Source organism: Heyndrickxia vini, assembly GCF_016772275.1.
Classification (GTDB): domain Bacteria; phylum Bacillota; class Bacilli; order Bacillales; family Bacillaceae_C; genus Heyndrickxia; species Heyndrickxia vini.
Map to the genome: position 1 here is coordinate 3,010,671 of NZ_CP065425.1, position 25,890 is coordinate 3,036,560.

Annotated in this window: 26 protein-coding genes and 1 pseudogene; all 27 read right to left on the reverse strand. The window is 38.1% G+C overall.

Going from position 1 to position 25,890, the window contains the following annotated elements; all coding sequences use genetic code 11:
* Positions 1-48: 48 nt before the first annotated feature.
* Positions 49-1,047: an alpha-ketoacid dehydrogenase subunit beta gene (locus I5776_RS15070; protein ID WP_202777199.1), complete on the reverse strand. Its 999-nt coding sequence runs from the start codon at positions 1,045-1,047 to the stop codon at positions 49-51.
* Positions 1,044-2,111 (reverse strand): pyruvate dehydrogenase (acetyl-transferring) E1 component subunit alpha, encoded by a 1,068-nt coding sequence (gene pdhA / locus I5776_RS15075; RefSeq protein ID WP_202777200.1) that lies wholly within the window; start codon positions 2,109-2,111, stop codon positions 1,044-1,046. The genes I5776_RS15070 and pdhA overlap by 4 nt, the downstream gene beginning before the upstream one ends.
* Before the next feature lie 38 nt (positions 2,112-2,149).
* Positions 2,150-3,259, reverse strand: coding sequence for a Leu/Phe/Val dehydrogenase (locus I5776_RS15080; protein ID WP_202777201.1), 1,110 nt, complete (start codon positions 3,257-3,259; stop codon positions 2,150-2,152).
* Between the two features lie 28 nt (positions 3,260-3,287).
* Positions 3,288-3,695 carry a thioesterase family protein gene (locus I5776_RS15085; RefSeq protein ID WP_202777202.1) on the reverse strand — a complete coding sequence of 136 codons (408 nt, stop codon included), beginning with the start codon at positions 3,693-3,695 and terminating at the stop codon, positions 3,288-3,290.
* Positions 3,696-3,717: 22 nt separating this feature from the next.
* The gene (locus I5776_RS15090) at positions 3,718-4,518 is read right to left on the reverse strand and encodes an ABC transporter ATP-binding protein (RefSeq protein ID WP_202777203.1); all 801 of its coding nucleotides are present in this window, start codon (positions 4,516-4,518) and stop codon (positions 3,718-3,720) included.
* Complete coding sequence (locus I5776_RS15095) at positions 4,496-5,527, reverse strand: ABC transporter permease (protein WP_202777204.1); 1,032 nt, start codon at positions 5,525-5,527, stop codon at positions 4,496-4,498. Before I5776_RS15095 ends, I5776_RS15090 begins: the two co-directional genes overlap by 23 nt.
* A gap of 14 nt (positions 5,528-5,541) precedes the next feature.
* Entirely contained in the window at positions 5,542-6,549 is a 1,008-nt protein-coding gene (locus I5776_RS15100) for an ABC transporter substrate-binding protein (RefSeq protein WP_202777205.1), read from the reverse strand.
* Positions 6,550-6,618: 69 nt separating this feature from the next.
* Positions 6,619-7,569 (reverse strand): NAD(P)H-dependent flavin oxidoreductase, encoded by a 951-nt coding sequence (locus I5776_RS15105; protein ID WP_202777206.1) that lies wholly within the window; start codon positions 7,567-7,569, stop codon positions 6,619-6,621.
* Positions 7,570-7,585: 16 nt separating this feature from the next.
* The gene (paaX, locus tag I5776_RS15110; RefSeq protein WP_246483803.1) at positions 7,586-8,476 is read right to left on the reverse strand and encodes a phenylacetic acid degradation operon negative regulatory protein PaaX; all 891 of its coding nucleotides are present in this window, start codon (positions 8,474-8,476) and stop codon (positions 7,586-7,588) included.
* Positions 8,477-8,552: 76 nt separating this feature from the next.
* Positions 8,553-9,752 carry an acetyl-CoA C-acyltransferase gene (locus I5776_RS15115; RefSeq protein WP_202777207.1) on the reverse strand — a complete coding sequence of 400 codons (1,200 nt, stop codon included), beginning with the start codon at positions 9,750-9,752 and terminating at the stop codon, positions 8,553-8,555.
* A gap of 30 nt (positions 9,753-9,782) precedes the next feature.
* Positions 9,783-10,556 (reverse strand): enoyl-CoA hydratase-related protein, encoded by a 774-nt coding sequence (locus I5776_RS15120; protein WP_202777208.1) that lies wholly within the window; start codon positions 10,554-10,556, stop codon positions 9,783-9,785.
* 10 nt (positions 10,557-10,566) lie between these two features.
* Positions 10,567-11,346, reverse strand: a complete 780-nt coding sequence (locus tag I5776_RS15125) for an enoyl-CoA hydratase-related protein (RefSeq protein WP_202777209.1) — start codon at positions 11,344-11,346, stop codon at positions 10,567-10,569.
* Positions 11,339-11,632 (reverse strand): EthD family reductase, encoded by a 294-nt coding sequence (locus I5776_RS15130; protein WP_202777210.1) that lies wholly within the window; start codon positions 11,630-11,632, stop codon positions 11,339-11,341. Before I5776_RS15130 ends, I5776_RS15125 begins: the two co-directional genes overlap by 8 nt.
* 216 nt (positions 11,633-11,848) lie before the next feature.
* A complete protein-coding gene (paaD, locus tag I5776_RS15135) occupies positions 11,849-12,349 on the reverse strand; it encodes a 1,2-phenylacetyl-CoA epoxidase subunit PaaD (RefSeq protein ID WP_425490283.1) in 501 nt (166 codons plus the stop codon).
* An 18-nt stretch (positions 12,350-12,367) separates the two neighbouring features.
* Complete coding sequence (gene paaC / locus I5776_RS15140) at positions 12,368-13,210, reverse strand: 1,2-phenylacetyl-CoA epoxidase subunit PaaC (RefSeq protein ID WP_202777212.1); 843 nt, start codon at positions 13,208-13,210, stop codon at positions 12,368-12,370.
* On the reverse strand, positions 13,152-13,451 hold the full coding sequence (gene paaB, locus I5776_RS15145) for a 1,2-phenylacetyl-CoA epoxidase subunit PaaB (protein ID WP_202780818.1): 300 nt from the start codon (positions 13,449-13,451) through the stop codon (positions 13,152-13,154). Before paaB ends, paaC begins: the two co-directional genes overlap by 59 nt.
* Positions 13,452-13,555: 104 nt before the next feature.
* Positions 13,556-14,503, reverse strand: coding sequence for a 1,2-phenylacetyl-CoA epoxidase subunit PaaA (gene paaA / locus I5776_RS15150; RefSeq protein WP_202777213.1), 948 nt, complete (start codon positions 14,501-14,503; stop codon positions 13,556-13,558).
* Positions 14,504-14,747: 244 nt separating this feature from the next.
* Complete coding sequence (locus tag I5776_RS15155) at positions 14,748-16,061, reverse strand: phenylacetate--CoA ligase family protein (RefSeq protein ID WP_202777214.1); 1,314 nt, start codon at positions 16,059-16,061, stop codon at positions 14,748-14,750.
* 754 nt (positions 16,062-16,815) lie between these two features.
* Positions 16,816-18,192, reverse strand: a pseudogene (locus tag I5776_RS15160) (peptide MFS transporter); the annotation flags it as partial.
* A gap of 261 nt (positions 18,193-18,453) precedes the next feature.
* Positions 18,454-19,020 carry a hypothetical protein gene (locus I5776_RS15165; protein WP_202777216.1) on the reverse strand — a complete coding sequence of 189 codons (567 nt, stop codon included), beginning with the start codon at positions 19,018-19,020 and terminating at the stop codon, positions 18,454-18,456.
* Positions 19,021-19,132: 112 nt separating this feature from the next.
* Positions 19,133-19,594, reverse strand: a complete 462-nt coding sequence (locus tag I5776_RS15170) for a flavin reductase family protein (protein WP_202777217.1) — start codon at positions 19,592-19,594, stop codon at positions 19,133-19,135.
* Between the two features lie 109 nt (positions 19,595-19,703).
* Positions 19,704-20,111 (reverse strand): 5-carboxymethyl-2-hydroxymuconate Delta-isomerase, encoded by a 408-nt coding sequence (locus I5776_RS15175; protein WP_202777218.1) that lies wholly within the window; start codon positions 20,109-20,111, stop codon positions 19,704-19,706.
* On the reverse strand, positions 20,111-20,863 hold the full coding sequence (locus I5776_RS15180) for a fumarylacetoacetate hydrolase family protein (RefSeq protein WP_202777219.1): 753 nt from the start codon (positions 20,861-20,863) through the stop codon (positions 20,111-20,113). The genes I5776_RS15175 and I5776_RS15180 overlap by 1 nt, the downstream gene beginning before the upstream one ends.
* Complete coding sequence (locus tag I5776_RS15185) at positions 20,860-21,660, reverse strand: fumarylacetoacetate hydrolase family protein (RefSeq protein ID WP_246483805.1); 801 nt, start codon at positions 21,658-21,660, stop codon at positions 20,860-20,862. The genes I5776_RS15180 and I5776_RS15185 overlap by 4 nt, the downstream gene beginning before the upstream one ends.
* A gap of 243 nt (positions 21,661-21,903) precedes the next feature.
* Positions 21,904-22,890 carry a 3,4-dihydroxyphenylacetate 2,3-dioxygenase gene (gene hpaD, locus I5776_RS15190; protein ID WP_202777221.1) on the reverse strand — a complete coding sequence of 329 codons (987 nt, stop codon included), beginning with the start codon at positions 22,888-22,890 and terminating at the stop codon, positions 21,904-21,906.
* Positions 22,891-22,907: 17 nt separating this feature from the next.
* Positions 22,908-24,383 carry a 4-hydroxyphenylacetate 3-monooxygenase, oxygenase component gene (gene hpaB, locus I5776_RS15195; RefSeq protein ID WP_202777222.1) on the reverse strand — a complete coding sequence of 492 codons (1,476 nt, stop codon included), beginning with the start codon at positions 24,381-24,383 and terminating at the stop codon, positions 22,908-22,910.
* Between the two features lie 18 nt (positions 24,384-24,401).
* Positions 24,402-25,880 (reverse strand): 5-carboxymethyl-2-hydroxymuconate semialdehyde dehydrogenase, encoded by a 1,479-nt coding sequence (gene hpaE / locus I5776_RS15200; protein ID WP_246483806.1) that lies wholly within the window; start codon positions 25,878-25,880, stop codon positions 24,402-24,404.
* Positions 25,881-25,890 lie beyond the last annotated feature (10 nt).

Below are 25,890 nucleotides of genomic sequence, written 5' to 3' on the forward strand. Positions count from 1 at the left end.
GCTCCATTCACTTTAGTTATCACATGACAATGAAATTAACACATGGTTTTAAAAATTCACTGCCCTTTTAATCGCTTCAATGATTCGATTTTCATCTGGCAGATAATGTTTTTCTAATGTATAAAATGGAACAGGCACATCAAATCCGGTCACACGTTGAATTGGTGCCTTTAAATATAAAAACGAAGTGTCTTGAATTAACGAAAGAATGTCTGCTCCCAATCCACTTGTCGCATGTGCCTCATGAATAATTACCGCTCTCCCCGTTTTCTGCACAGATGTTGAAATGGTTTCTCGATCGAGCGGGTATAATGTTCGTAAATCAATGACTTCACAATGTATATTTTGTTTTTGTGCATTTTCAGCAGCTTTCATCGCCAATGGGATCATCGCTCCCCACGCAATAACAGTAACATCTGTCCCTTCTTTTAAACGATTCGCCTTCCCAATTTCAACGGTATATCTTTCAGTAGGAACTTCATCCTTAAATGCACGGTAGGAACGCATCGGCTCTAAAAATAAAACAGGGTCGGGATCTTCAATACTCGCAATTAATAAACCTTTTGCATCATATGGATTGGATGGACAAACGACCTTTATTCCCGGCATATGTGTAAATATCGCCTCCACACTATCCGAATGAATTTCCGGAGCCTTTACACCGGCACCATATGGCGCACGAATGACCATTGGCACGTGAAAACGGCTCATCGTTCTCATTCTGATTCTTGTGGCATGGCTCATAATTTGTTCAAATGCAGGATAAATAAAGCCTAAAAACTGCATCTCTACTACTGGAAGAAATCCGTTAATGGCAAGGCCGATAGCTGTACCGACAATCCCTGCTTCACTCAAGGGTGTGTCGATAACTCGATCCTCCCCGAATTCTTGCTGCAGCCCCTCCGTTGCGCGAAACACACCACCATTTTTGCCAACATCCTCACCTAATACAAGGACTTCCTCTTGATCCTTCATCACTGTCCGAAGCCCATCAGTTACAGCTTGCACTAATGACAACTTTTGCGTTTTTGCTGCAATCACACTCATTGATTCACACCTCGCAAAAATTCATAATATTGATCTCTTTGGTCTTTTATCGTCCAAGTTGGCTCAGCAAATACGTGAGCAAATAGATCATCAATGTTTGGTTCAGGAAAACTCTCCATTTCTTCTATTGCTTTTTCAATTGTTTTTCCCGCTTTAGAAACGATTTCTTCCTTCCATTCCTCATCCCAAATTCCTTCATTTTTCATGTATCTTTCTAATCGAATGATTGGATCCCCGTTTTCCCGCCTTTTTTCACTATTATTTTGATCTCGATATTTTGATGGATCATCTGCTGTCGTATGTGCCCCATATCTCCATGTCACTGCTTCAATAAGCGTTGGTCCTTCTCCACGTCTTGCCCGTTCGATCGCTTTTTTCGTTTCAAAATAAACCGCAAATATATCATTTCCGTCAATACGTATACCGGGAATACTATAAGCTACTGATTTTTGCGCAATGGTTTCTGAATTCATTTGCTTTTCAATCGGCACCGAAATTGCAAATTGATTATTTTGATTAAAAAAGACTACAGGTGCTTTAAAAACGCTGGCAAAATTTAATCCTTCGTGAAAATCACCTTCAGATGTTGCCCCGTCTCCAAAATAGACAATGGCAGCATTGTTCGTTCCTTTTCTTTTTTCCGCCATGGCAGCCCCTGTGGCATGAAGAAGTTGTGTTGCAATAGGAACAGCTGGGGGGAAAATCTTTTTTCCTTCTGGCGGGACACATCCTTCCAATCTACCATTCCAGTAAAGAAGGATTGTTTTTAATGAATGGCCAAAAGTGATGCTTGCTGCATGATCACGATAAGTGGGAAAAAGCCAATCATTCGGTTGTAATGCGAGGGCACTGCCGACCTGTGCTGCTTCCTGCCCCTCAAATGGGGCATATGTGCCTAATCTTCCTTGCCTTTGAAGGCTAATTGCTTTTCGATCAAATGCTCGAACAAGCGTTAATCTTTCATATAGTTCTTTAATAAAATCTAGTGAAAGCGCTTTCGAAATTTCAGAGTTTAATAGATTCCCATTTTCATCGAGATAACGAATCATTTGAAATTGTTCCATTTATTCGTCCTCCTTGTGTCTTTTTTCCAAGACTAAACTTAATGCCGTATTTCCCATTTTGGCCGTTTGTGATGTGAAAAGAAGCTGTTTCTGTTTTTTCTTACTTCAATTTTTTGCTCGCAAAATTGATTTGCTGATTCGATTGTTGAAATATTTTTATTGTCAGCATTCCGATAGATTTCTAGCAAGGAATTATAGATTGCTTTTGTTTTTCTAATTACTCTATTTTTATTTGGACCGTAAAGCTCATCGGATACTTGAATAAGCCCACCCGCATTAACAATATAATCTGGTGCATACAAAATATTCTTCTTTTTAAGCAGGTCTCCATGATTATCATCTAACAGTTGATTGTTTGCTGATCCAACAATGGCTTTAGCCTTTAATACTTCAATTGTATCATCATTAATAACGCCACCAAGCGCACATGGGACAAAAGCATCTGCTTCTACAGCATAAATATCATTTCCCGATACTACTTTTACACTAAGATTTCCAATTTCCTTTGCACGTTTTAAAAGAGCATCAATTGCTTCCAAATTGATATCTGTCACGTAAAGTGATGCACCCGCTTCGAGTAATGTTTCTGCTACTTTAAAGCCCACCTTGCCTAAACCTTGAATTGAATAGGTTTTATCACCAATTTCATTGGAACCATAAAGTGTTTCATTTGTAGCTCTTATTCCGTAAATTACCCCTTGTGCTGTTGGTATGGAAGAATCGCCACTTCCACCATATTCCTCCGGTAATCCGACGATACAGTTTGTTTCTTTCATCGCATGCACAAAATCCTCTGGTGTCGTCCCCATATCTGTCCCTGTATAATAACGGCCATTTAAAGAATCAATGTATTGACCTAATGACCTGAATAATTCCGGCGTTTTATCTTTAACAGGGTCACCAATAATGACCGTTTTACCGCCTCCGAAATCAACATCGGCTGCTACACACTTATAAGTCATACCTTTCGATAGACGAAGTGCGTCGTTTAAAGCATGCTCGAATGTTTGATAAGGATACATGCGGCAGCCTCCTGTTGCTGGTCCGAGAGTAGTATTATGTATCGCAATAATCGCTTTCAGTCCTGTTTTAGGATCGTTGCAAATAACAACTTGTTCATGATTATAAATTTTTTGAAAAAAATCCATGTTCGAATCTCCTCTCAAGAAGTTCATTTTACGCTTCTGTAACTTTTTTTGAGTCATTAATCATTTGGGCAATTTTTTCTTTTGGCAAAATGACTTGTTTTACCTCTCCATGGCCAATTAAACCTTGATCGTTCCATGCTTCTGTCCTTGTGATTACAATATTATTCTTTAAGTCTATTAATGTCGCTTTTATCCTTACTTTGGTGTTTGAAGTAGTAGGTGCAATATGTTTAATACTAACTGCCCCACCCATTCCTTCTTCATGATCTTCTAAATAAGGAAGGATAATTTTCCTTGAAACCCATTCCATATGATAAACCATCGATACGGTAGAATATGCCTCATGTACTACTTTTCCTTCAAAACCAGCAAACATGTTTGGCGTTACCTCGAATTCCATCGTAGCCGTTTGCCCAATTTCCATGCCTTCCTTCAATTCAAAAGCACCTACCCTCTGATTAGTCTATGGAAAGAAGTGTTTTATCACTCAACATGCTTTCACCACGAATTTTCTGAAACTCTTTCATTAATAAATCAATCGTTAGTTTCTTTTTTTCTTCTTCTTTCACTTCAAGAATGATTTGTCCTTTATCCATCATAATTAGGCGATTTCCTAAATCGAGTGCCTGTTGCATATTATGGGTGACCATAATCGTCGTTAGCTGATCTTTATCTACTAATTCCTTCGTTAAATCGGTGATAAGTCTTGCACGTGACGGGTCAAGTGCTGCTGTATGTTCATCTAATAATAGAATGGATGGTCGTGTAAACGTTGCCATTAACAATGAAAGTGCTTGCCGTTCTCCTCCTGAAAGAAGACCAACTTTAGCATTTAAACGGTTTTCTAAATTTAAATGAAGTGCTTTTAATGAATCTTTAAAAAATTCCTTTCTATTCTTATCCACGCCTTTTCTTAATGTACGAGATTTATTACGTGAAAAGGCCATTGCAAGATTCTCTTCGATTGTCATCGATGGGGCTGTGCCTGCCATTGGATCTTGAAATACTCTGCCGATAAATTTCGAACGTTTAAATTCTGGTAATCTCGTAACATCTTTATTTTCAATTTGTATTTTCCCAACATCAGGTGATAAGACGCCTGAAATCATATTCATTAATGTAGATTTCCCAGCGCCATTACTCCCGATTACCGTTACAAAATCGCCTTTCTCTAACGTTAAATTGATTTGATCTAAAGCAATTTTTTCATCTGAGGTTCCTTCATTAAAAATTTTGTTAATCTGTTGGAGGTGGAGCAATGTCATCACCTTTCTTTATCGTAATCAATTCAGAATATCTTTTCGCCTTTCGACGTTTTTCTCTTTGCTTTTCAAGTATTTTAGGAAAAACTAATGCCAATGTCACAATAATTGCTGTTATTAATTTCATATCACCCGTATCCAAAAATTTAACCCGAAGTGCTAAACCGAGGATCACTCGATAAATAATAGCCCCTGTGATCACAGCAAATGTTGTCCTGACAATCGTTTTTGTTCCGAAAATCGCTTCTCCGATAATAACTGAGGCAAGACCAACAATAATCATCCCAATTCCTAAATTGATATCCGAAAATTTTGCGTATTGGGCAATTAATGCACCGGATAAGGCAACTAATGCATTCGAAATTCCCAATCCTAGGATAATTAATGAGTCCGTATTCGCTGAAAGACTACGAATCATTCTTTGATTATCACCTGTAGCACGTAAAGCAAGACCAACTTCCGTTTGTAAAAAACGATCAGTAATCCATTTGATGAGTAATGTAATAATGAACATGAAAATTGCGATTCCCCAAGTGGATGGTAAGTACTGAATTCCTGTAGATCCTATTATTTTATTCAGCCATTGATCAATACCTAAAGGCTGCCAAAAGTGAGTAAACTTTGTTAATATTGTTTCAGAATTTAATAGTGGGATATTCGGTCTTCCTACAGATGTATTAGACGATGTTCCCATAATTCGTAAGTTAATGGAGTAGAGCGCAATCATCATTAATATTCCAGATAGGAGTGGATTGATTTTTCCTTTCGTATGTAAAATTCCGGTGATACATCCAGCAATAAAACCGGCAATAATAGCTGCAAATGTTGCTAGGATTGGGTTATAGCCTAAAACAATCATCGTTGCAGCAACCGAACTTCCAGTTACGAAACTCCCGTCTACCGTAAGATCTGGAAAATCAAGCACTCGGAATGAAAGATATACTCCAAGTGCCATGATTGCATAGATGATTCCTTGCTCTACTGAGCCAAATATCGTTGCAAACATTGAATCATCTCCTATTACTCACTAAATTCCGCCTTCCAGTCCTCCTTAACCTCACGTCCAATCGTTTCGGCTGTTTTCTTGTTGATGACTAATTTTAAATTTTGAGGTAGTTGTACCGGTAAATCTGCTGGCTTCTTTTCACCTTTTAATATTTGAACAGCCATTTTCCCTGCTTCATAACCAATATCAGCGTATTCGAATCCGTATGCACCAAGTGCTCCTCTTTTTACTGAATCAAACTCTGCTGCCATCATCGGCAATTTATTATCGTTAGCAACTGATACGACTGATTCTAATGCTGAAACTACTGTATTATCAGAAATAATGTATAAACCATCTACTTTTCCGACAAGTGATTCTGTTGCTTGTTTTACCTCTGCTGAAGTAGACGCAGAAGCTTCCACAATACTTAAACCAATGTCTTTTGCTAGTTTTTTAACATTATCTACTTGGGCACGTGAATTTTGTTCGCCCGAGTTGAAAACCATGCCTACTTTTTTCATATTTAATTGTTCTTTCATAAACTTTAAAGTGTTTGGAATAGCGTCTGGGTGGGTATCTATCGTTCCTGTTACATTTGCACCGGGTTGTTCCATTGATGAAACGAGTTCGGCACCGACTGGGTCTGTCACTGAAGTAAATATTATTGGAATGTCTTTGGTGGCACTAGCTACAGCTTGAGCGCTAGGTGTTGAATTTGCGAAGATGAGATCTACGTTTGAACTAACTAAATTACTTGCAATAGATGTATTTGCACTATTGTCATTTTGAGCATTTTGTATATCATATTCAACTTTTAAACCTGATTCTTCAATCGCCTTTTTAAATCCATCGAATGCAGCATTTAGAGAAGGATGCTCGACAATTTGGGTAACACCAATCTTATACGTTTTCTCTTGCGGTTTTGAGTCACCACTGCTTGCTTCCCCTCCTGTAGTTTTCTTCTCACTTTGCGATCCACACGAGGCCAAAAGTATTGCACTGAATAAAACGATTGCGCTTTTTTTCCAACTTAATCTCATCCCATTTCCCCCCATTAATTTTAATCAATACTCTTTTGATAATTTCTTCATATAAGGAAAATGTCCTGCTTATATAATTAGTTGATTTTCAATGTTTTTCAACGTTTTTCGACAATCGCTCATCATCTGCTCAAGGAGTTGACTAACGGTTGGTTCATCGTGAATCATCCCTGCAATTTGTCCGCTGTTCATAAATCCTTCGGTCCCGTTTCCTTCAAGCGCTCCAATTAAATGACGCTTCTCACTTGTAGCCTCCATGTATTCAAGAAGAGAATAACTTTTTTCGTTTTTCAAGAGAGCAGAGGAATACTCATCGTCCAATACCCTACGTACTTGCCCTTTCGAACGACCAAGAATAATTGTTTGATGATCATTTGCATCAATAAGCTTCGATTTATATTCTTGTGAAAAAGGAGCGTCCTTTGTTGCAACAAATCTAGTCCCCATCTGTACTCCTTGTGCACCTAAAGCCATCGCAGCCAGCAATCCCCTCCCATCCGCAATGCCTCCCGCAGCAACAACCGGGATTTTTACTGCATCAACAATTTGTGGAATAAGCGTCATTGTTGTCGTTTCAAAGGGAGAATTTATTCCGGCAGCTTCAAACCCTTCTGCAACGATAATATCTGCACCAGCCGTTTCTGCCTTTTTTGCGTGCTTTACAGAAGCTATGACCACTATTACCTTTATATCGTGATGATGGAAGATAGGAATCAATGGTGCTGGATTTCCAGCTGATAAAGATACAATGGGCACTTTATGTTTAATGATTAATGAAACCATTTCTTGCATATGCTGATTCACATTTATAGGTAGATTGATCGCAAAAGGTTTATTCGTAAGCACTCCTATTTCTCGGATCATCTTTTCCACTTTCTCAGGAGTCATCGTTCCGACCCCCATCGTACCTAATCCACCAGCATTAGAGACTGCAGCTGATAATTTAGCATTACTAATATTCCCCATCCCTCCCTGAATAATTGGAAGCTCAATGCCGAGTAATTGTGTTAAGTAATTCATACTTCTCCCCCATTGTCTATTCCTCGATTAGTAAAGGATGCTGAAATATATCGTACTTTTTATTCTTTTTATGCATATGATTTCCTTCGCTGAAAACAGATTCAAAAAACTCACCCGCAGGTACTGCAAGTTCCTTGTAATAATCTGAGAAAAGTTGATCCGCCTGATTTCCTAACCATATTTTAGGAAGTAACTCCTCGGGTAATCCGGGATCAATGAATAAAAATTTCCGGTATTCATGAACTAGTTTTGTTCTCTCTACAAAACAATCTGCAGGTGTCATACTTCCAGTTTGAATTCCTATTTTTGCTTGATCATATTTTTTTTGATAAATATCTATAAACTTTTTGTACTGTGAATTGATTTCGGATATATCCCAACAATCCTGGACTAACCGTATATTTTCGTGTGGACCTTGATATTCTGTCAGAAAAATATGTACGTAATCGCTAATTTCATATTTTTCCACAAGCTTATTTACTTGTTTAATTAGCGGATTAGGGGATATCCAACAGCTATTCGCAATGCTTCCAAAACCGCTCCAAACTAATTCCTTCCTTAGTTCATCCCGAATTGCTCGCTTCTCCTCAGGAATTGAATAAGTTAGCATTGTCCATTTCCCGTCCCATTTATCTTTCTTTAATTTAAAGATCCGGGTCGCAGCCTCCTCCATTCGGTCGATGCCACGCGGGGTTAAATAATAATAGCTTCGATTCCTTTCTTTGCGTGCTTCCACCCATCCTTGCTTATTCATGCGGGAAATGGCTGCACGAACTGCCTGTTCATTATGACCAAACTCTTTCAATAACTTTATTAAACTGCCAATCCAAATTTCACTTCCATAATGCCGGATATAATCTCCATATATTGTAAAAATCATTGATCTTGTATTTAATGTCCCATTCATCCTATTTATACCTACCTTTTCCTGGAAGTGACGAATCTTTGTTGTGAGAGCAGATAGATTATGAGTATTCCTTTGTCTATACATTCTCCACTATTGTTGCAATTCCTTGGCCAACCCCTATACACATCGTAGCTAGACCTACTTCCGTATTTCTCCTTTTCATCTCATATATTAATGTCGTTAAGATTCTTGCTCCACTAGCACCTAGTGGATGCCCTAAAGCAATCGCCCCTCCATTTACATTTACCAGTTCTGGATTTACTTCAAGCTGGTTGATGCATTCAATAGATTGTGAGGCAAATGCTTCATTTAATTCTATTAGATTGATGTCTTTTATCGTCATATTAACCCGAGACAACAATTTTCTAGTCGCATAAATAGGTCCAAGTCCCATTACAGCAGGTTCCAGTCCGGCTACTGCTGTTGCTTTATATTTAACTAGCGGGGTTAGCCCTAATTTCTTTGCTTTCGTTTCACTCATTAAAAGTAATGCGGATGCACCATCATTAACTCCGGATGAATTCCCTGCTGTAACTGTCCCATTGGAAAATAGCGGTTTTAATTTTTGTAACGCTTCATAGCTTGAATTTGGTCGTGGATGTTCATCCAACGTTACTTCTGTGACTTTTCCTTTGCGATCAACTGTAGGAATAGAGATTATCTCATCAGAAAATCGTCCATGCTCATGGGCTTGTTTAGCCTTTAATTGACTCAATAAGGCAAATTGATCCTGCTCTTCACGCGTGATGTTATATTTTTTCGCTACATTCTCTGCTGTTTCCGGCATCGAATCTATTCCGTAGATTTGCTTTAATTTGTCATTTGCAAAACGCCAGCCAATCGTTGTATCAAACAATTCCATAGTACCTCTAGGAAAATCAGACTCTGGTTTTGCCATGACAAAAGGGGCTCTTGACATGCTTTCCGTTCCACCGGCAATAAAAATGTCACCATCTCCTACGGAAATTGCTCTAGCGGCATAATTAACTGCATCTAAACCAGATCCACATAAACGATTGATCGTTGTTGCTGCTGTCTCTACCGGCAATCCTGCTAGTAATGCGGACATTCGAGCAACATTTCTATTGTCTTCTCCCGCCTGATTTGCACAACCAAATACAACTTCCTCAATCTCGTTTACTGGGAGTTTAGGATTCCTTTCTAGTAGTGCATGAATTACCATAGCTCCTAAATCATCCGGACGAACATTTTTTAAGGATCCTTTGTATCTGCCGATTGGCGTTCGTACCGCATCAATAATGACAACATTATTCATTTCGCCACACTCCCTACTGAAAACAACACTCTACTTACCTTCGAAATTAGGTTTTCTTTTATTTAGGAAAGCATCGATTCCTTCTTTATGGTCAAAGGATTGCCCTGCGATTCTTTGGGCATATGCCTCTTTATCCAATACTTCTTGCAAATTGGAATCCCAGCTTTGATTCATATAACGTTTTATTAAACCAATCGCCTTTGTAGGCATTTTCGCTAATTTTTCTGCGAATTGAGCAATCGTAGTTTCCCATTCTTCGATAGGAACAACTTTTGTAATTAATCCAATATTTTTTGCCTCTTCCGCCGAAATTTTTTCACCTAAAATTGCTAACTCTAGTGCTTTTGCATGGCCGACAATCCTAGGAAGATAATACATATTTCCGGAATCGGGTACTAAACCAACATGGATAAATGCTTCGATAAAGCTTGCATTAGCAGAAGCTAAGCGAAAATCGCATGCAAGTGCTAAGCTCAATCCTGCCCCTGCTGCAGTTCCGTTTATCGCTGCAATGATTGGTTTTTCTATTGCAGCCATTTCTCTGATCATCGGATTATAGTATTTTCGCAAAAGCTCACCATAATCGGTATCTTCCTTTACTGCTTGAAGATCTTGACCAGAACAAAAGGCACGTCCCGCACCTGAAATAACAATACTTCTTATCTCTGGATTCTTCGCAGCATCTTTCAGTGCGTTTCTTACTTCTATTTTCATTTGTTCATTAAATGCATTTAATTTATCAGGTCGATTTAATGTGATCCATGCGACTTGATTTTTCATTTCATATAAGATTGTTTCGTACATACCCTCACCCCTACCGTCCTTTGAATTGCGGCTTTCTTTTTTCCACAAATGCTTTCATGCCTTCTTTTTGATCTTCTGTTGAAAATAATAATGAAAAGTTTTTTCGCTCATATTGCATTCCTTCGAGCAGGGAATTGTCGATAGCCTTATACACGGCCTCCTTAATGAATCGAACAGAGAGAGCTGGTTTTTCCGCTATTTTTTTCGCGTAATTAATTGTCTCTTCAATAACAAGTTCTTTCGGAAAACGTTTATTAATGATTCCGTGTTGTTCAGCTTCAACTGCCGTCATCATCTCGCCTGACCAAAGCCATTCCAAAGCTTTTGTTTTCCCCATAAGCTTTGTTAACCTTTGCGTCCCACCTGCACCTGGCATGACAGCTAAATTAATTTCAGGAAATCCGAATTTAGCATCTTCTGCTGCAAAAAGGAGATCACAAGCGAGAGCCAGTTCAAAACCACCACCTAATGCAAAACCGTGAACAGCACCGATAATTGGTTTTTTTATTTGTAAAAGACGATCCCAATCTGCAAACTGGTTTAATAATTCAAGATCAATTGCCGCATCATTTGCCATTTCGCTTATGTCTGCTCCGGCTGCAAATGCTTTACCATTTCCGTATAGAACGATCACGTTGACTTTTTCATCTTTTTCCATATTTTCGATCGTCCGAACAATTTCATTCACCATTTTTCGATTGAGTGCATTTAATACTTCCGGTCGATTAAGCCGGATGGTCCCGATGTTCTCATCCGTTTCTACCTGAATAAATTTCAGATTATTATCCATTCACATCTTCACCAAACATAAATGTAACTATATCTCCGGCAAATTCCATTACATCTTTTCCGGAAGCTTTGGATTCAGGCGTTTTAGACGCTTCTTTAAATGCTTCCTTGCTCGCATAGTACATGACACACATGAGGTAGTATGGACTTGAACTCGACATTTTTGTAATTTCCACCTTTTCTAGGCCGGGAATCTGATTTGTTATAGGCATATGTGTATTAAAGTAATGTTCATCAAAACTTGCAGGATCCTCTGGTTTTTTAAATAATGCGATCATTTTGTACATGTTGTTTCTCCTCTCATCCTCTTTTTTTAAATCTCCATTAAACATGTTGTTGATTTCCGCTGCAGGTGCTCGCTTTCCGCGGGCGGCCCGTGAGCTTCCTCGACGCTAATGCGTCTGCGGGGTCTCACGTAAACCGCTTTTCCCGCAGGAGTCTCGCACCTTCCGCTCCAATCAACTTAAACAATTATGAGCTGTAACATAGTATTTTAATAGAATTTACATTAGATTAGATATTGGTTTCATTGCTTCAAATGGGTTTTTGCATGCTTTGCAGTATAGGATACTGCGGCATGCGGTTGGTCCAAATAAGTTTTCCATTGTCGTATAGTAGGAGCCGCAATAGGGACATTCGACTTTCCACTCCTGGATTTCATCATTGAAAACTGGCGGTGGAGCAATTCCAAATTGCTTTAGCCTTTCTTTGCCATCTTCAGATATTCGATCGGATGTCCATGGTGGGTGATAAATAAATTCCACTTCAACAGAGGTTACTTCACTTATTTGTAAAATAGCCTCGGTTATATTTTTTCGAATAATCTCCAATGCAGGACATCCTAAAAACGTTGGTAGCGCTTTAATATGAATCTTGTTAAAATCCAAGATTTTTATTTCTTCAATCATTCCTAAATCAACGACACTGACTGATGGGATTTCCGGATCTTTCACATTTTCTAAGCATTTTTCCACTCGAATAAGTAATTCATTATTTAATGTCAAAATTTCCACCCTTCTTTTTTACCAAGTTGCTTGCGGATCAAAGGTGTACACTTCACTTAGTGTTGCTAATGCATCTTGCAGGTCTTCGGTATGGAATCCTTCCCTTCCATTTCCTTTTTTACTTTTTGGTTCACCAGGGTATGGCATCGAAATTTCTTCAAAAACCTTCTTCATTTCTGTTTCCCATTGCTTTTTAAATGTCTGTTCCGCATCGATTAAGCCGTTATCAAACATTAATTTGCCATTTGGACCATAGGATAGTACTCCTGAAAATTCATTCCATACTTTTTGAATCGCTGCACGCATTCTCGTTTTTCCTTCTCCACTACTTAAACACAATTGATTAAACCAAACTTTCCAATGCATAATATGATAATATTGTTCCATTTTCATTTTCGTCGCAGCATGTGCTAACGGTTCAAAGGATGATTGTTTTAACGATTCAAGTTTTAGTTTTTTATAAATATCATAGAAATAATGACGTACAACGGTAAAAGCCCAATCATATTTTGGTTGATTTAAATAGGTTCCGGTACCATTTGCCATTTCTAGTAAAATAGCATTTTTCCGGGATTCAGCTTTACGTGAATGGGCTAGTTCATCAGCTGTCCCTTCACCAAGAGATTCAAGTAGTTCATAGTACATGACAGCGTGCCCCATTGTAGCCTGATTAATCGATGCGTAGGCAATATCTTCTTCAATATGGGGAGCTAAACCGAGCCATTCTGAACCGCGATAGGCAAGGATAAAATCGTCATCTGCTAATTGATATAATAATTCGATTAGCACCTGTTTAAATTCTTTATTTTCGATCTGTTGTTCCACGCTGCACTCCTCCCCATGACATGATTTCCTTTTCATCTAATACTTGCTGTTCGTATTGGCGCCATTTCTTTTTCAAATAGCCGTATCCTTTTGTTAGGCGGTAATCTTTATTATCTAATCGTGAAATCGCCGCCCTTTCTTCAGGCTGTAATTTGCGAATATCAGAGCGTTTCACCACCCATATATCGACGACAGGTTCACGTCTCATAAAATTTTCTTGTGCCATGACAAATGCCATTTCTTGATTTGGTGCGAGCAAACTAAATTGGTATTGCATATCGGATTTAAATGTTCGTCGACTGAAAACTTCATAGACTTCGTAAAAATTATTGGAATTAGATTGTTTATCCAATACGACCACTCCTTTTGAATCTAGTTACCTTATCCTAACGCTTCACGCACCCAGCGGTTATTTTCATAGGCTGTTATGCGCAGCTGAAGTCTGGACTTCGATTTAGGACCATTATTCGAAATAATTTTTTTAAATTCATTCCAATCCGGCTGTTGGTATATCCATTCTCCTGTCTCTTGATCAAAATGCATCGTTTCATCTGGTAGCTTTAGTCCTAATGCAAGAACTCTAGGTACATATTTTTTAAAAAAGTCTTGCCGTAATTGTTCATTGGTTTTCGTTCTTATTTTGTATTTAATCGTTAAGTCCTGTTTAGACGAACCGGTTGTTTGTGCGGTTGCCGGTCCGAAGAACATTAACAGGGAATCCCACCAGCGATTTAAGGAATCTTGCAGCATTTCCCGTTGTTTATCGGTTCCTTCCGCGAGCGCCATAATAATTGATTCGCCGTGTTGCGCATGGAAAACTTCTTCTGCACAAATTCTTTGAAGAGCGCGTGCATAAGGGCCGTAAGAAGCTTGTAACATATTTGTTTGCGTCATAATCGCAGCACCATCTACAAGCCAGGCAATCATTCCAGCGTCCGCCCATGTCGGTGCTTCCATATGGAAGACATTGTGAAACTTCAATTTTCCTGAAAATAAATCATCCATGATATCTTCTCGGGTTTTCCCAAGTGGTTCAAGCAAATCTTCGACAACGCGTAGGAGAAGTTGCCCGTGACCCATTTCATCTTGTACTTTTGCCATAATGCCGAGTTTTTTTCGTAATGACGGGGCTTTAGGTACCCACTCTTTTTCTGGTAAAGCGCCCATGATTTCACTAATTCCGTGCATGGAAATTAATTTAATGAGGACCATGCGGTAGTCATCTGGCATCCAGTCATTGGCTTCTATCTTTTCGCCATTATTGATTCTTTCCATAAATTGCTGATGTTTCTCTTCTTCTGTTAACTGATGGGTATCAATGAAGTTCATAATTATCTCCTTTCGTGAGGCTTTTCATAATATAGACCGTTCCTTTTCGCTACAGGAACCTGCTTTCCGCGGGGAGGAAGTCGAGCCTCCTCAGCGCTTTGCGCTTGCGAGGTCTCGACATTTCCTCTATATCCCGCAGGAGTCAGGTTCCTTTCGCTCCAATCCACTCTGCGTTCTAGAAAGGGGCAAAATTCTAAAAAGTTATTTTCTAGGGTGTTTTTTACTTAAATATCACATTTCACCATCATTCAGCTACGTTGGTGTATCGGTGATCGATGATTCTGATGGCCTTCCCTTCTGATCTTGGGAGTGCTTTGGGTGGGTGTATTGTGATTTTCATTGAGATTAAGCAGTTTGATTTCATTTTTCCGTAAATTTCATTTTGAAGTGTTTTTATTTTTGGATGTTGTAGATTCTGTGATATTTGTTGAAAAAGTTCTTCTGTTATTTCTACGTGAAGCTCAATTTCGTCTAGTGAGGATTTTCTAAGAAGGTGTACTTGGTAATGTGGTGCGATGTCTTTCACTTGTATGAGATGATGTTCGATATCTGAAGGAAATACGTTGATTCCTCGTATTATGATCATGTCGTCAATTCGTCCTTTGATGCGGGACATTCTTGCTGTTGTTCGACCACAATTGCATTTTTCAGTTGTAATTGATGCGATGTCACCCGATCTGTAACGAATAATTGGAAACGCTTCCTTTTTTAAGCTAGTAAAAACTAATTCTCCTTCTTCCCCATTGGGAACAGGCTGCAATGTTTTTGGATTAATTACTTCAACTAGAAAATGATCTTCTGCGATATGTAGTCCATTCTGTCCTTCATAACATTCCATGGCTACTCCCGGTCCGATGACTTCACTTAGTCCATAAATGTCACAAGCTTTAATATCAAATAAATCTTCCAGCTTTTTACGCATTTCATCTGACCATGGTTCGGCTCCGAATATGCCAATCCTTAATGAAGTATCCCTAGGATTAAGTCCAAGCTCAATCATTTTTTCGCCAATATTTAATGCGTAAGAAGGTGTAGAACAAAGAATGGTCGGTTTAAAATCTTGAATAATATTAATTTGTCTTTCCGTGTTGCCACCGGATATTGGTATGACGGTTACACCTAATTCTTCGCCTCCATAATGAAGACCGAGGCCGCCTGTAAATAATCCATAACCATATGCATTTTGCAATATATCACCGCTATTTCCACCGGCAATTGAGATTGCTCTAGCTACTATTGATGACCAATTCTCAATATCTTTTTTTGTGTAACCGACTACCGTCGGTTTGCCACTTGTTCCTGAAGATGCGTGAATTCGAACTAATTCATTTTGCTTTGATGCAAATAGACCAAACGGATAATGATCTCTAAGATCTTTTTTCGTTGTAAATGGGAGCTTTCGTATATCATCCAATTGCTGAATATCATGAGGAGAAATTTGTAATTTGAGAAATTGTTGCTGATAAAATGGAACGTTCCGATAGACTCGATTAATCGTATTTTTCAAATCATGAAGCTGCTGATGTTGAATCAATGATCGCTCTGCTGATTCAATCATAATTGCCCCCCTTACGATTACTTTTCTAATAATTATATGACGTAATTTTTTCGTAGATACATAAATCCGTCATATTATTTTCAGAATAACGCGCCACTACTACATTGTCAATGTTTATTTCAGAAAATTCAGCTTTGTTTTTGTAAAAAAATAAGGATGTTCTTTATATGATTTACAAACTGAAAAAACGTCATTTGAAAAAGATGCTATGATCCACAAATGAGTTTGTATGATGCACAAATCAGGTTTTATGCGGCACAAATTTGGTTCTATGATCCACAAACTGAAAATCCGCCGTTCAAAAAGATGGCTATGGTCCACAAATGAGTTTGTATGATGCACAAATCAGGTTTTATGCGGCACAAATTTGGTTCTATGATCCACAAACTGAAAATCCGCCGTTCAAAAAGATGGCTATGGTCCACAAATGAGTTTGTATGATGCACAAATCGGGTTTTATGATCCACAAACTGAAAATCCGCCGTTCAAAAAGATGGCTATGGTCCACAAATAACATTGCATGATGCACAAATCTAAGTTTATGCGCCACAAAATATTTCAACAAAAAATTGAGCAGAACCTTTACATACCAATAACAAAACGAGTATGAAACCTTTGTGATTTCATACTCGTTTTCGAATGATAATTCTGTTGTTTCTCTTGATACAAACAATAATTAGTTTGTACTTAATACACTGTCATTGATTTCTTCATTTTTCTCATCTTCTACTTTTTCTTTTGTTGAATCATCGCCTAACATTTTCACAAGTTTTCTGGAAATTGATAGTAGGATAAGCCCTAGAACGATGACTACTACTCCGATAACAGAAAAGACTTCAAAATATCCTAATTTTCCAGTGAAGGAACCTAGTTGTCCGGCAATAATATTAGCTACGAAAGAGCTTGCCATCCAAACAGCCATTAATAAAGATGCATACTTAATTGGTGCATACTTACTTACAAATGACAATCCTACTGGTGATAAGAACAATTCACCGACTGTATGGAACAGATACGTAAATACAATGAATAAAATATTTGCTTTTGTCGTAATATGGTGTTCATTACTACCTGTTTGCATAATAGCAAAAAGTAATACGATATATCCAATTCCTAATAGCATCATCCCAAAGGCCATTTTCGTCGGAACAGGAATATCTCCGCGTTTACTATTTGAAAGTTTTACCCATAGCAATGAAACAAGTGGCGCTAATAATACAATAAATAATGGGTTAACTGATTGGAACCAAGAAGTTGGTATTTCCCAGCCAAAAATCGTACGATCAACAAACTTATCTGTATAAATACTTAAAGCTCCACCAGCTTGTTCGAATCCTGCCCAGAAAAAGATAACAAGTACTGTTAAAATAAAGATGACTTTCATTCTATTCTTTTCAACTTTAGTTAACTTTTGTTTTTCAACGGCACCACTAGTAGAAACTTGTGGTTTCCCAACCGGTTTTTTACCGATATCACCTAAGAAACGATTACCTAATGTATTAAACAGGATTTGACCAATAATCATCCCAATCGCTGAAGCAAGGAAACCATACTTATAACCATATTCAATGGCACCATGTGCATGAACAGCAAACCATTTATCTGTAATTAACCCGATAATTAACGGAGAGAAAAATGCGCCGACGTTGATTCCCATATAGAAAATCGTAAATGCCGCATCACGACGCTTATCTTTCGGGTAATACAGTTCACCAACAATCGTAGAAATATTCGGTTTAAAAAATCCGTTACCGATGATTAATAAGATTAGTCCAGTATAAACAGCTGCATAACTTTGATGTGCAAAAAGAACGATATTACCGATCGCCATGATAATTCCGCCAATTGTAACAGCGAGTCGTTGTCCCAAAAATCTATCAGACAACCAGCCACCAATTAATGGCGTAAAGTAAACTGCTCCTGTGAAGAAACCATATAACATAAGTGCAGTACTTTCGTTCATTCCTAATCCGCCATTAACTAATGATTTAGTTAAATAGAGTACTAGGATTGCTCTCATACCATAATAACTAAAACGCTCCCACATTTCTGTCATAAATAACAAGTATAATCCAGGCGGGTGCTTTTTTGATTGTTTGGATTCCAGTTGCTTGTTCATTGTTGCATCCATTCTTGTTCCCCCTAGTAGGTTAAATATTATTTCAGTATAATTATCATAATTTAAGAATAATTAAATCGTCAATAAAATATTTAGAAAAAACAAAATTATAAACTTTCTAAATTGGGTTTTTATTTAGAACAATGTTTATAAAACCCTTGAAATTTATAACTTCATATATATTTTCTAGTAGGAACAAACGGAACTTTATCCAACAATTACTATATTAATATATTTTTAACGTAAGGAAAAGATATCATCTTTTTTATTTTCTTATTCTCTCAATTTATCCAACAGACTGTCGTCTCTGTATTCGAATCTCCCAATTTTCCCTTTTTCTTTTGTAGAAAAAATAATGACTCCTTTTACATTTGCAACTTTTTCTTCATCTCCATTTTTCCGGTAACCGACATTTGCTATGAAGCTATAGCTATTTTTCTCACTTCGCTCAATCGTAACACCTTTAAGATTTAACTTATATCCATTTTCGTGAGCATATGTTGGGTATTGAGTACCGAATGCAGCAATAAAGGAGTCAAGCTCAGATTCTGTAAAGTATGGTCCGTATATCTCCGCTACATATTTATCAAATTCCTTGTTTTCCTCTTTGTTATTGACAACAGTTTTATATTTAGGATTCCACGTTAGGTCGATAAACTTCTCATCTGGACCAGAAAATTGGTGCTCAAGTACTTTATTAATTACTTCTTTATTTGTATCGGTATCGGCTGTTGTCTTTTCTGCTTCAGCCTTGGAGCAAGCAACTATAAAAAACGCTGACATCATAATCATTAGACTTAAAAATAATATGGATTTTGTTTTTCTAATATTTTTTAACATTACACCACACCCCTTTTAAAGGTAATACGTTTATAACACATTTAAGATTCAGATTAATACAACTTTTTCTTTGTATAAAAAAACCCTTAAGTCACTTTAAGGGTCTTAAAAATTATGAAGTTATCCCATCATATGTTCCTCTATAGAAGGTTAATGGATCGCCATCTTCAGTATGAATGTCTTTTACCTCACCTATAAATAGAGTATGATCCCCTGCTAAATGTGAATCATAGACATCACAAACGATATTTGCAATGGACCGGGGAAGAATTGGTACCCCTTCTATCCATTGAAACTGTATTTCCCTTTTTTCATTTAGCTGACCCGCGAAATATTTGGATTCTTCTTGCTGTTCCTTGGATAAAATATTTACGGTAAACTTACCGGATTCTTCGATATATTTTTTCATATTTGCGTGATTGCCAATAGAAATTAAAATTAATTTCGGGTTAAGTGAGACTGACATAAATGCATTAGCAGTCATTCCATGGACTTTATCATTCGTTGATGTTGTTATCACAGTAACGCCCGTAGCAAATTTCCCCATTACCGTTCGAAATAATCGATCATCCATTTAATCCCTCCTAATTAGAAAAGCTCGGGGCGCCTTGTTCATCGACGTAAAAGTCCTGAAATTTTCTAGTCGATAGGCGCTGGACAGAAATGAAATGTTACACTTTCTTTTATTTGTTATTAGAGGCATTTGCTTTCTTATATCGGGTATGAATATTATTTAATTTATAAGTTCCCGCCTCGCTAAATTCATTTAATTCAAGTGATAATGCAAGATAACGATGTTGGTACAAATGGGAAAAATGATCCTTCATAACATTGAATATCTCATTACACGTAGCTTGCTTTACCTCTTCCGACCGTCCGGAACCGATTTTCAAGCTTGCGTGGACAAACGCATCATCATGACTTCCGTCTGCAATACAGTAATTATGGAGTTCAATCGCCCTTGAACGAATCCCGCCAACTGGGAATATATCATTTTTTGAAATGAGTACTTCATTTATTTTTTTTAATAATTCCTGTATTCTTGCCTCTTCTTTAATATTATCGGTATATTCTATGATAAAATGCGGCATTATTCTCCCCCCACATCACGTACAATCGTATTAACTAAACGGCCAATTCCTTCAATCTCTGTGATGACTTCATCTCCTACTTTTGTATCAACAGCACCTTTAGGGGTTCCCGTTAAAATAATATCTCCTGCGTTTAACGTCATAAAGCTACTTAAATATTCAATTAAAAATGGAATGTCAAAGACCATATCCTTCGTTGATCCCTCTTGCGTTAGCTGGCCGTTTACATAGGTTCGCAGTGTGAGATTCATCGGATTGTCGATATCTGCCGCATCAACAATCCACGGTCCGATCGGTGTGCATGTATCGCGGTTTTTAACCCGTAAATTGGGGCGATAATAGTTTTCTAAATAATCGCGGATCGCATAATCATTAGCAATTGTATATCCTTCAATATATTCATAGGCTTCGTCTTTTTTAACATGTCGTGCCTTTTTTCCAATGACAACTACTAACTCACATTCATAATGCATATATGTGGCATCAGCCGGACGCTTCGTATGGCCTCGATGACCAAGTAGTGTATTCATTCCTTTTAAAAAAACTAATGGCTCACTCGGTGCTTTAAAATCAAGTTCTGTTGCGTGGTCTGCATAATTTAAGCCAAGGGCAAAAATCGTCTTCGGTGTAACCGGTGGCAGCCAATCAACTTCATGTTCGGATACGATCTGCCCATCTGGAAGCTTAAGTTTCCCCTCTGTTTCTACAACATGATGAATGGCTCCCTTATAGACAATGCGGGCTCTTTTCAAATTGATACCCCCAATGCTACGTTCTTCTCATGAACTACGGTATTCTCCAAATTTCCGATTTGCTCAATTTCTATTCTAATTCGATCTCCATCTCGCACGAAAGGTGGATTTTCGGGAATACCTACTAGTACTGTGTCCCCAGGATACAGCGTCATAAACTCCGTAATGTCCTGTAAAAGTTTCGATACAGGGCGAATCAAATTGGCTGTTGTATTTTCCTGTCGCAGCACTTCGTTAACAAAAACTTTTATTGTTAGATTGTCAGGATTAATATGTGCACCCTTTTCAACAATCCATGGGCCGATTGGACAAAACCCATCACGAGCCTTTTCGGTAATTGCCGGACGGTACACACTTCTATGCGGGATACTAATGTCATTTACAATTGTATAGCCAGCTATATAATTAAATGCTTGATCTTCTTTCACATTTGTAGCAGGTCGCCCTATCACAATTCCTAAGGCTGCCCCTACTTCCAATTCCGGTATGTCTGTTGGAAGTGGGATAGGAGTGTTAAAGCTAGTCATTGTATTTACTGGTTTAATATATAAAATTGGCGCTTTCGGTGGTGATTGATAGGGTGAATGATTTAATTCATCTCCCATTGCTTCAAGTGCACCTTTGTAATTTAATAATGTTCCATAGATAGTTCCGGAAATAGGGACGTCCCACGGAAGTTGATTTACCTCATAATTAGAACCTTGAATGAGGATTTTATTACCTTTTTTATTGATGCTTGCTTCTTCTATTATTGATTTCCCTTGGAGTTTAAACTTAATTTTCGTTTCCACTTCCACTTCCACTCCCTCCTTTCTAGTTAATCTCCTAAAATTGAATAAAACATAGATAATGGTAGATAAATAAGAGGTAAATCTACCAAAACTTAATGTGACATAGATTATGGTAGATAAACCTTGAATTAATCTCCTAAAATTGAATAAATCCGAAATAATGGGAGATAAATCGGGGGTATAACTACCAAAATTGAATATGATCATAGATAATGGTAGATAAACTAGTAGTCTAAGCTAATAGTCTATCTAAATAATAATCGTCGGCTTTTTCTTTTCTAATTTCGGATCGTCTGTCTTGACGGCGTGCCCTGTATGAATATCTAATACGGTTGATGCTTCATTAAACCAACAATCTGGAGCGGCGTGCCCCCAAAAGGTTTGGCGCATCGGATCATCCAAATCCCATTTTACAGGTTTGAAGTCTGGATCACTTGTTAAGTAGTCTCCGTTATACAGTTCAATTCTGTGTCCGTCCGGATCTCGTAAATAAAGGAAGAATGCGTTTGATAAGCCATGCCGTCCAGGTCCTCGCTCAATACTGGAGCCATACCCTAATGACGCCAACACATCACATGTATGAATCACACTCATCGGATCACTCAACCAGAATCCGACATGATGAAGTCGCGGTCCTACCCCATTCATAAATGCGACATCATGGACCGTCGGTTTACGATGAAGCCATGCAGCCCATATCTTTTCATCATCTGCAGTTGTATACTCTGAACATGCGAATCCAAGCTCATTAATGTAAAAGTTGTAGGCTTTTTCTACATCGGTTACAGCGCAGTTAAAATGATCAATCCGCTGAACTTTTGCCCCTTTATATAAATCGTAACGCTGCAACAAACGATCTGCAGGATCCATCGTTGCAAAAAACTCAAGAGGAAGTCCTGAAACATCCTGCACTCTTAATGTTCGTCCTATCGCCTTTTGCGAACCCGATTCCATCCACTTAATCCGATACCCTTTTTCTGTAAAAAAAAAAGCAGATAATGTATCCAAATCTTCCTCTGCAAAAACTTTATAACTAATTGCCTCTACACTAGGCTGGTCGCTTTCTTTCAGAACTAAGCTATGGTGGGTATGCTCTTCAAGACCACGCAGGTAAATATGTTTGTCATCACTTTCCGTCTCAATAAATCCAAGTGCATGAACATAGAAACGTCTTGATTCTTCTAGATTTGTCACATTCAATACCGCTCTAGCCGCTCGAATGATATTAAAATTCACCATACTTCCCCCCGCCATTACACATTTAAAAAACTTGATTTATCTGAATTGACTTGACCGAGAAAATTGCGAATGATTTCCTTATATGGCTCCTTTTCATATCCTTCAAAATAGGTCATTCCCATTCTAATCGGATCCCCGAAAAAGTAATATTCGTAATGCATTTGTCTACTTCCAAACGCACTCATTGTCATATCCCATGCCAATCGAAATAATTGCACGCGTTCATATCCTTCAAGATTTTTCCCCTGTAAACCCCGATCAATTAATGCACCAATATCTTCATTTTGGAAATCTGCTTGCGTAGGAATGCCCATCAATCCAGATGCCCCTAAGATTCTTAAAATTTCTACTAATCTTGGATAAACTCTTGGATACCAATTACGCGCAGCATCAAGTGCAGCATAATCAGGTGTCATCGTTCCCCATTTATCGAGCTTTGCATTATGCTCCGCCCTATACAAATGACTTCTCATTGTCTCAAGTGCTAACATAATTTCTGTCCCTTTGTCTTGAACATGCTGGAATTGATCAATTCCAATTGCATCCATTACGGAAAGAGCTAATCCGAGAAGAAATTCCGTTTTCACAATATTTTTGGCAACCACCTGATGAGCCATATGAACGACCGCATTCGTTTCACGGAAAGTACGATTACATATCGATGAATTTCCACATACGAACACTCGATTCCAAGGGACAAAGACATTTTCAAAGGAAACAATCGCATCCCCCTCTTCAAAACGAGAGGAAAGTGGATGATCCCATTGATTTTTTCCATAATCAAATGATTCTCGGCTAATAAATTTCAATCCAGGAGTATTATTCGGTATCGCAAATGCAAGTGAGTATGGATCATCTAACTCACCGGCCTTTTTAACTGTGGAAGGAAAAACGAGAATTTCGTCAGTGATCCCACCTTGTGTGGCAAGAAGTCTAATCCCATCAACAATAATGCCATCTTTATTTTTCTCAACGAGATGAAGGGCAACATTGGCATCTTTTTGTTCATGTTGTGCTTTCGCGCGATTCACTTGGGGATGAATTAATGTATGAGTTAAACTAATATCATTTTCCCGGGCATATTCATAATAGTTTTTCGCATTTTCCGCAAGTGATGGATCACATTCAGAGAAGAAATCATAAGCCACTCCCATCGCCATAACTTCCGCATTTAGATAGTCAGGTGAACGTCCCATCATTCCCCCTGAAACTTTCGCCCATTCTGTTATGGCCATTCGTCTTGCTATTAAGTCATCAATTGATTTCGGATGTAAAAACGTCATCCCAACCTTGTCACCTGTAGTTGGTGATTTGTATAATAATTTGTCTTCCTTTTCGTATTGAAGGTCATATAATTTTGCCATTGATTGAATGACATGTTTAAAAGCTGAATGCTCTGTTACGTCATTTACTCTTTCTCCATGTATATAAATATTGTTATTTGCTTTTTTTAATCTCTCAATATACTCTTTTCCTGTTTTTGCTGGCATATATCATTCCTCCTTTAGTTAATTCTTTTTTCCAAATTGCGGGATATGATGATCGCTTAAGGCAACATGGATTACTTGTGTTTCAGTATAAAAATTAAATGCGTAATGTCCACCTTCACGACCCATTCCGCTATATTTACTGCCACCGAATGGAATACGAAGATCCCTCACATTTTGTGAATTAATCCAAACCATGCCTGAATCAACACCTTGAGCTACCCGATGCCCGCGTTTTATATCATTTGTCCATACGTAACCTGCTAGACCGTATTTCGTGTCATTTGCCAGGCGAATCACTTCTTTTTCATCCGTAAATTTCATTACTGCCATAACAGGACCAAATATTTCTTCTTGTGCCACTCGCATTTCATTCGTCACATTTAACAGAAATGTTGGTGGAACAAAATTTCCTTTTCCGAATTCTTTTGGAACTTCTCCACTATAGATTTCAGCCCCTTCATCTTTCGCTAGTTGGATATATTTTTTCACATTGTTAAAATGTTCGATATGAATAAGCGGTCCGACCTCTGTTTCATTATTAAGCGGATCACCGACAATAATCTTTGGTATTCGTTCTTTTAATGCATCAACAAATTGTTCATAAATTGATTCTTGAACAAATAATCTTGAATTTGCTGTGCAACGTTCACCGTTAAAAGAAAAGATCCCCCATGTACATGCATCAAGAGCTCGATCAAAATCAGCATCGTCAAAAACAATGATTGGTGATTTTCCCCCTAGTTCAGCGGATACTCTTTTTAGTGTATCTGCGCCATTTTTGATAATTTCCGAACCCGTTGTCGTTTCACCTGTAAAAGAAATTAATTGCACATTTGGGTGGGCGACAAGTGAGGCACCTGCTGTTTCTCCAAAACCGTGTACCACATTAAATACACCTTTTGGAAGTTCGGCTTTGTCAATAATTTCCGCTAATCGATTGGCTGTCACCGGAGACCATTCACCAGGCTTTAATACGACTGTATTTCCTGTCGCTAGAGCGGGAGCAATCTTCCATGTTTCAAGCATAAAAGGAGCATTCCATGGGGTAATTAATCCCGCTACACCAATCGGCTTGTGAATCGTATAGTTAATAAACTCATCATCGACCTGATATGCTTCACCGACTAAACGATTGGAAACCATTTCGGCATAGAAGCGAAAATTTTGTGCAGATCGAGCCACCATATTTTTCGTTTGGCTGATAGGCAGCCCTGTATCCATTGATTCCAAAGGAGCAATCTCTTCAATATGTTCATCAATTAAATCAGCAATTTTATAAATATATTTTAATCGTTCACTTACTTTCAATTGCCCCCATTCACCGTGGAATGCACGATGTGCCGCTTCTACGGCCACATGAATATCTGCGGCATCACCTTCAGCAATATAGTTGATTACTTCATTTGTAAATGGATTGATATTTTCAAATGTTTTGCCTGAAGCGGCGTCAATAAATTCACCATTTATATAAAGCTGAATATCTTTTAAATTGCTCATTTGTTTCCTC